The sequence below is a fragment of the Thermogutta sp. genome, from assembly GCF_014359955.1.
GTDB lineage: Bacteria > Planctomycetota > Planctomycetia > Pirellulales > Thermoguttaceae > Thermogutta.
Window position 1 is genome coordinate 1 of sequence record NZ_JACIYL010000200.1, and the last position, 6,336, is coordinate 6,336.

At 58.5% G+C, this 6,336-nt stretch carries 6 protein-coding genes; 3 read left to right on the top strand and 3 right to left on the bottom strand.

Annotated elements, in window-relative coordinates:
- Together H5U08_RS08055 and H5U08_RS08060 are read right to left on the bottom strand one after the other, a co-directional pair.
- A partial coding sequence (locus tag H5U08_RS08055; RefSeq protein ID WP_297031992.1) for an ABC transporter ATP-binding protein occupies nucleotides 1-812 on the bottom strand: 812 nt, incomplete at its 3' end.
- A 61-nt stretch (nucleotides 813-873) separates the two neighbouring features.
- Nucleotides 874-2,187: a zinc ABC transporter substrate-binding protein gene (locus H5U08_RS08060; protein WP_366494252.1), complete on the bottom strand. Its 1,314-nt coding sequence runs from the start codon at nucleotides 2,185-2,187 to the stop codon at nucleotides 874-876.
- Between the two features lie 194 nt (nucleotides 2,188-2,381).
- Between H5U08_RS08060 and H5U08_RS08065 the strand changes: the two genes are divergently transcribed.
- From H5U08_RS08065 to H5U08_RS08075, 3 genes are all read left to right on the top strand, one after another.
- A complete protein-coding gene (locus H5U08_RS08065) occupies nucleotides 2,382-3,479 on the top strand; it encodes a fatty acid desaturase (protein ID WP_297031993.1) in 1,098 nt (365 codons plus the stop codon).
- Nucleotides 3,480-3,902: 423 nt separating this feature from the next.
- Nucleotides 3,903-4,373, top strand: coding sequence for a helix-turn-helix domain-containing protein (locus H5U08_RS08070; protein ID WP_297031994.1), 471 nt, complete (start codon nucleotides 3,903-3,905; stop codon nucleotides 4,371-4,373).
- Nucleotides 4,370-5,038 carry an IS630 family transposase gene (locus tag H5U08_RS08075; protein WP_297031996.1) on the top strand — a complete coding sequence of 223 codons (669 nt, stop codon included), beginning with the start codon at nucleotides 4,370-4,372 and terminating at the stop codon, nucleotides 5,036-5,038. The genes H5U08_RS08070 and H5U08_RS08075 overlap by 4 nt, the downstream gene beginning before the upstream one ends.
- 103 nt (nucleotides 5,039-5,141) lie before the next feature.
- Here H5U08_RS08075 and H5U08_RS08080 read toward each other — a convergent pair.
- Nucleotides 5,142-6,336: alpha-L-arabinofuranosidase C-terminal domain-containing protein (locus H5U08_RS08080; RefSeq protein WP_297031997.1), on the bottom strand; the 1,195-nt coding region annotated here is incomplete at its 5' end.

Below are 6,336 nucleotides of genomic sequence, written 5' to 3' on the forward strand. Positions count from 1 at the left end.
TCGTTCAGAGGACAGCAGGGGGCGTGTTGGACGAGGTGTACGTGCTCTCCGTAAAAAGTGGCTATCGTGGACCGTGTGACTTCTGCCGCCGAGTGCACGGTCAGCCGTCGATTGAGGCACGCCACCCGTTTAAGGTGCGTCGAAACGAAACCGATGTCGTGGCTGACAATGACGATGGGCAGTTGTTCGTTCAGGGCATGGAGGAGATCCGTCAGATTCTGTTCGACGTAGGGATCAATCCCCGCGGTGGGTTCGTCCAGCAGCAAGAGTTTGGGTTCAGCGGCGAGGGCCCGCGCTATCAAAACGCGCTGCCGCTGACCCCCCGACAGTGTCGCAAGCCGTCGGTGGGCCAGATCGGCCGTTCCTGTCAGTCGGAGTGCGGCCAGGGCTTTCTCGCGGTCTGCGCGACTGTAAAGGAAACCCCACCGCGAATGGCAAATCCGACCGGCGAGCACAATATCGAGCACGCATGCGGAAACCGACGTATCGACCCTGGCGTGCTGGGGTACGTAGCCGATGAGGTGTCGGACTTCGCGCGGTGGTTTCCCGAACACGCTCACCGTTCCCTGTTGCGGTTCTAAAAGCCCCAGAATAATCTTCAGCAGCGTCGTTTTTCCGCCACCATTGGGGCCGATGATTCCCAGAAAGTCGTCCTGATAAATCTCCAGCGAAATATCCTCAAGGACCGGCTCCAACAGGCCCCCCGCGGGCGAACGGTAGGAAAACGTCACATGTTCCAGCCGTGCCACCACGTTTGGGGTGGTAAGCGGCGGATCGGAAGACGTTTTCGGAAGCGAGGCAACAAAGGACATCGTTTTACCAGTTTTGGAAGAAGGTATGTCGGCAAGCCCGCTGATCGCGGCAAACGCCTATTCATTTTTTCGCGCCGGGGCTCTCCATACTTTCACGATACGCGGAGACGAGGCTTTCAGCAACGTGCCGCAGTTCGCTGGGAAGGTCCTCAGCCAGAGGATCGGCGGTCACGAGTCGCAGGCCCGCCGCCTCCGCGACAGCGTGCGCCGCCCGTGAGGAAATCTGCGGTTGGACGAGCATCACTTTAATTCGGGCGCGCTGCGCTCGACGCTGGAGTTCGGTGATCTCGCGATCCGAGGGTTCCTGTCCGTGTGTTTCCAGGGCCACCTGGATCAGCCCATAATCCTCGGCAAAGCACTCCCAGGCTGGATGAAAGACAAAGAACTCCTCTCCTTTTAACGGGGCCAGTTTTTCCCGAAGCTCCTCGTCTAATCGAGTCAATTGCGAATGTAATCGCTCCCAGTTGCTGCGGTACAGCGCGGCGTTGCTTGGGTCGAGCTCTTCCAGCGTTTGCGCCACGATCTCCCCCATGGCCAGGAGTCGTCTGGGACTGAGCCAGGTGTGAAGGAACTCGTCATGCTCATGAGTGCCTGTGTGATCGGGCTGCTTGGGCGGGGATTCCGTCCGCGCGGCAGCAGCATCCCCATGCGCGTGGTTGTCGCCAGGTGAAAGTTGTGCGACATGACCCGAATCGGCCGACGCGGAATTTTCCCCCTCGTGGGGAGTATGGCTAGGGTGTGTGTGGAGATGGGAAGTCTGGGCAAGAGGCACAACGCGAAGGCCGCTCCGCTGGGAGATCGCTCGGCACCACGGGCTGTTCTCCACGGGAAGTCCGATGGAAAAAAACACCCGACAGCGTGCCAGCCGGGCCGCGTCGGCGTCGGTCCCGGTGAACGTATGCGGGTCTTGGTTAGCGGGTATCAGCACGACACACGACACCATTTCCCCCCCGATTTGGCTTACCAACCAATTCTGCGGAGGGATTGTCACAGCTACCGCAAGGGGGCCGGCGTCGCTTTCCCGGTTGCCAACCCGGCATCCCCCGCAAAATAGGGGGGCAATACTCAAAAAGCCAAGGAAAATCCCAATGATGCCGCGGAACACGCAAATCTGCTCCGAAACAGGGTTGCACGACAATCCACCGAAAAGGGTGGGATCCGCATCGAAGGTGGCCAGTTTTGCATTATTGAGCGACGCCCCCAACCTGGCAACCGGCCGCTGGTAAGCACAGCATGACGCCAGCCGCCGTTCGCAGGAGAAGCGGTTTGTCCGTCGGCCCCCGGAACATGCGCCCTCTCGACCGGATACAGAGTGAACCCCTCGAGTAGAAACCGTCTTTTGAACCAGCGCCCAGGCAGCGCGCAACTTGAGCACGAAAGGTACATAACGAGAGAAAGGATGAGGGAAAACAAGATCGCTATTTTGCTTGGCAGAACTATAATATTTTTTAACCGATGTGGCTAATGTAACCGACAACGAGTTTCGGCACTCGGAATTGATTAGGCAAGCTGAAGAGGACGGAAAGCCTGTGTCGAATCGTTGGCTCCTGTGACGGCGGGTGGAAGACGATGTCGCCTGAAAAGACGGTCAACCTCGAAAAATTCGCCGCTGATGCAGACAAACCCTCGGCCTCTACGTTCTCACCCGCGGAGGCCAAACGAATTGTGCACGATCTGTTTGCCCGTAACCCCGTTATTTACTGGGTGGACTTTCTCGCGTCTTTTGCGGTGGGGTCGGTGTGTTTTGCGCTCGTGCGTCGGACTCCGCTGTTTTCGCCGCAACAGGTGGTATGTTTCGTGATTTCGGCCCTGGCCTATTATCGTGCGGCATTGTTTATCCACGAGATTGTGCATTTTCCCCGGGGGGTGATGACCACATTCAAGGTCGTCTGGAACATTTTGTGCGGAACACCGTTTCTTTTGCCCTCGTTTGTGTATCAGACACATCACGACCACCATCGCAAGACGACTTACGCCACCGATCGTGATGGTGAATATCTTCCCTTTGCCCGGCGGCCGCGTTGGGAAATCGTCAAGTATCTTTTGTCCAGTTTCATCATTCCGCCGCTTGTTGTATTTCGTTTTGCCATCCTCAGCCCGCTGGCGTGGATCAGTCCGCGGTTTCGCGCGTGGGTGCATGCCCATGCGTCTTCCATGGTGATTGACCCGAAGTATATCCGGCCGGAACCCACGCCTCGCGAGCTGTTTTGGATTCGAGTCCAGGAAGCGCTGTGCTTTCTCTGGGTGTGGGGGGTGTTTCTAGTGCCGCCGATTTTCCTGGGACGGTGGCCGATCCCGTTCCTCGTTCAGGCGTATGCCACAGCCGTGCTTGTCGTGCTCATCAACGCCCTGCGGACGCTTGGAGCGCACCGGTACGCCTTCGAACCGCATCCGGTGGACTTCTCCGAGCAGGTCCTGGATTCCCTGAATTATCCCTATCGCTGGTGGATTGCCGAACTATGGGCACCTGTGGGGCTCCGCTACCATGCCGTGCACCATTTGTTTCCCTCCATGCCGTACCACAATCTCGGGAGGGCTCACCGGCGATTGATGGCGCAACTCCCCAGTGATTCGCCTTATCGGCAGACGATTCGTCGATCTCTCCTCGCTCAGTTGAGAGATCTGTGGCGAGAGGCGGGGAAGGCGTCTTCGGCACGTCGTGGCTGAGGGCGTGGGACGTGTTGCTTCTCCTTCGGCGGAACCCGGGATTCTTGGAGCCTCTTGGCTGTGAGAACCCCCGAGAAGTTGCAGTCCCTCGCAATTGCCGTTAACCTATCAGCTAAAAAATTACTGACACATCTCAGGTGTTTCTTGCTGATAGTAAACTCGCCGCACCCCGGCAACCGTTTCTGGCGGAACGTTTTCGTCCGAGCGTGATCCAGAAAAACGGTGGGACCGTGACCTGCAGAAAGAATGTCGGCAATCAGGTAAAGCTCGTCCAACGTCAGAGCACAGACAGGGAAGGTGGCGGAAAAAGCCGGGCTTTCGCGGCTAGTGCTCCGTCACAGGAACATTTTGGGATTGCGCTAGGGGTTGGGATGGGTTAGGATGGGTGGTCGTTTTCGTTCCCTTTTGCCAAGGAGGGTTTCCATGCGAAAGAAGTATATTGTCCGGCTGACCGAGGAAGAACGTCAGAAGTGTCAGGAGGTCATTCGCAAGCTGAAGGGGACCAGCCAGAAGGTCCGTCGCGCTCAGATTCTGCTGAAGGCGGACGCGGACGGTCCAGCTTGGACGGACCAACGGATTGCCGAGGCGTTCGGGTGTCGGCGACAGACGGTGGAAAAGATTCGTCAGCGTTTTGTGGAACGGGGTTTTGAGGAGACGCTGGAAGGGAAGAGCCGGTCGGGCCCACCAGGGAACAAGATTCTGGATGGGGAGGTGGAAGCGAAAATCATTGCCGCCCGTTTGGGGCCGCCGCCTGCAGGTTACGGTCAGTGGACGCTTCGCCTCCTGGCCCGTCGGTTGGTGGAGCTGAAAGTGGTGGAATCGATCAGCCACGAGACAGTGCGCCGGGCGCTAAAAAAAACGAGATCACGGCGCGGAAGATCCAGTACTGGGTGATACCGCCAGAGGCGGATGCGGAGTTTGCCGCTCAGATGGAAGAGGTGCTGGAAGTGTATTGTCGGCCGTATGATCCGTTGCGTCCGGTCGTTTGCATGGATGAGCAGCCGGTGCAGTTGGTGAAGGAAGTGCGGCGTCCGATTCCGGCGACGAGAGGGCATCCCCAGCGGGTGGATTACGAGTATGAACGAGCGGGGACGGCGGCCATCTTCCTGTTTTGCGAGCCCTTGGTCGGCTGGCGTCAGGCGACAGCACGGGAACGTCGGACGAAGAGTGACTGGGCAACGGAGGTGGCGGCGCTTTTGGACGGGCGTTACGCGGACTGCGAGCGCATCACGCTGATCTGCGACAACCTGAACACGCACACGAAGGGGGCGTTTTACGAGGTGTTCCCAGCGGAGCGGGCTCGTCAGTACGTTCGCCGCATCGAGTTTGTCTACACGCCGAAACACGGCAGTTGGCTGAACGTGGCGGAGTGCGAGCTCGGCTGTTTGACCCGGCAGTGTCTGGCGGGTCGTCGCCTCGGGGAGCTACGTCTTCTCCAGGAGGAAATTGCGGCGTGGTCGATAGACCTCAACGCTCGGCAGCGCGGCGTCGATTGGCAAATGACCGCGGAAGATGCCCGCCGCAAACTGAAGTCCGTCTATCCCAAAATTATCCTGTGACGGAGCACTAGCCAACTCATGCCCATAAACGAAGAGGGAACATGCGCGGCCACAGCCAGTTGCGACGTTGGCTCGCCACTCCCCGGTGACCTCAGCGGCCCTCTCAGCGTTTAGTGGGAAACCGAATCAGCGTGACGCTGTAGGGTGCCACTTCGACCTTCCCCGCGTCGGGAGCCTCTCTTTCCACAATGCTCACTCGCGGCGGCTTTCCCGGCTCATTGAAAAGCATCGGGTCATCTCCAGCAATTTCCCACGCACGCCCGGGCGCTTCCAGCGTGATCGCGGTGGTTTGCAGCTTTAGATGCTGCCGTTCCGCGGTCGGATTGACCACGGCAAGCACGACCGCGTCTCTGGCCTCAGTCAGGGTAGCCTGCACATCGAGGACAGAGTGGGAACAGGTGGTGGCGATGGGGATTTGCCCAAAATGTTTACGATACAGGGCCAGGACAAGCCCGGTTGTCTCGAAGCTGGCGGCCGTTTTCGTCGTCTTAATTGCTCCGATCACATTCACGGTTTGGGCATAATTGGCCATGAAATAGACGTCTGTGTTACGAGCGTACTCATTGAGAGCCTTGGCAATTCCAAGGCCATCGCGGAGGAAGTAGCGGGTGCCCAGCTCCCCATAGAGATGCTCCCCGTACCAGTAATTCCACTCATCGAGGGCCACAGGGATGGCCTTGCCGCCCAGGATTTCTTTCCGATAGCGGCGATGGGCGTCGGCAATCTCGCGCACACGACGTGCGGCCTGCCCCACATGCTCGAGCAGATCCTTTTTCGCCCCGACGTAAAAATGTTCACTCATCAGATCGATGAAGTCGGCACAGTGACGGAACATGCCTTCCGTCCACGGTCCCACGTTGCCCACTGCAATGGTCACAATTGTGGGGTCGAGCTTCCGCATGGCCGCCACAAACTCGTTATGCTTTTTGACATATTCCTCCAAGGGCATGTGGCCGAGCTGCCAGTTTCCGTACATTTCGTTCCCGATGCCCCAGTATTTCACATGATACGGCTCGGGATGACCGTTTTTGGCCCGTAGCTGCCCCATTTTCGTCTCAACGGAGCCATTGGCGTATTCCAGCTCCTGCAGCGCCATTTCCACGTCCCCAAGCCCCGTGTTCACCACCACCAGCGGCTCGGTATTGACAACCCGGCAGAACGTCATGAATTCATCGATTCCGAAATCGTTCGAATCGATTCCCTGCCAGGCAGGGTTTTTGCGGGGGGGACGCTTGTCGCGATCACCGATTCCATCCCGCCAGTCGTAACCGCTCACGAAGTTGCCACCCGGCCAGCGG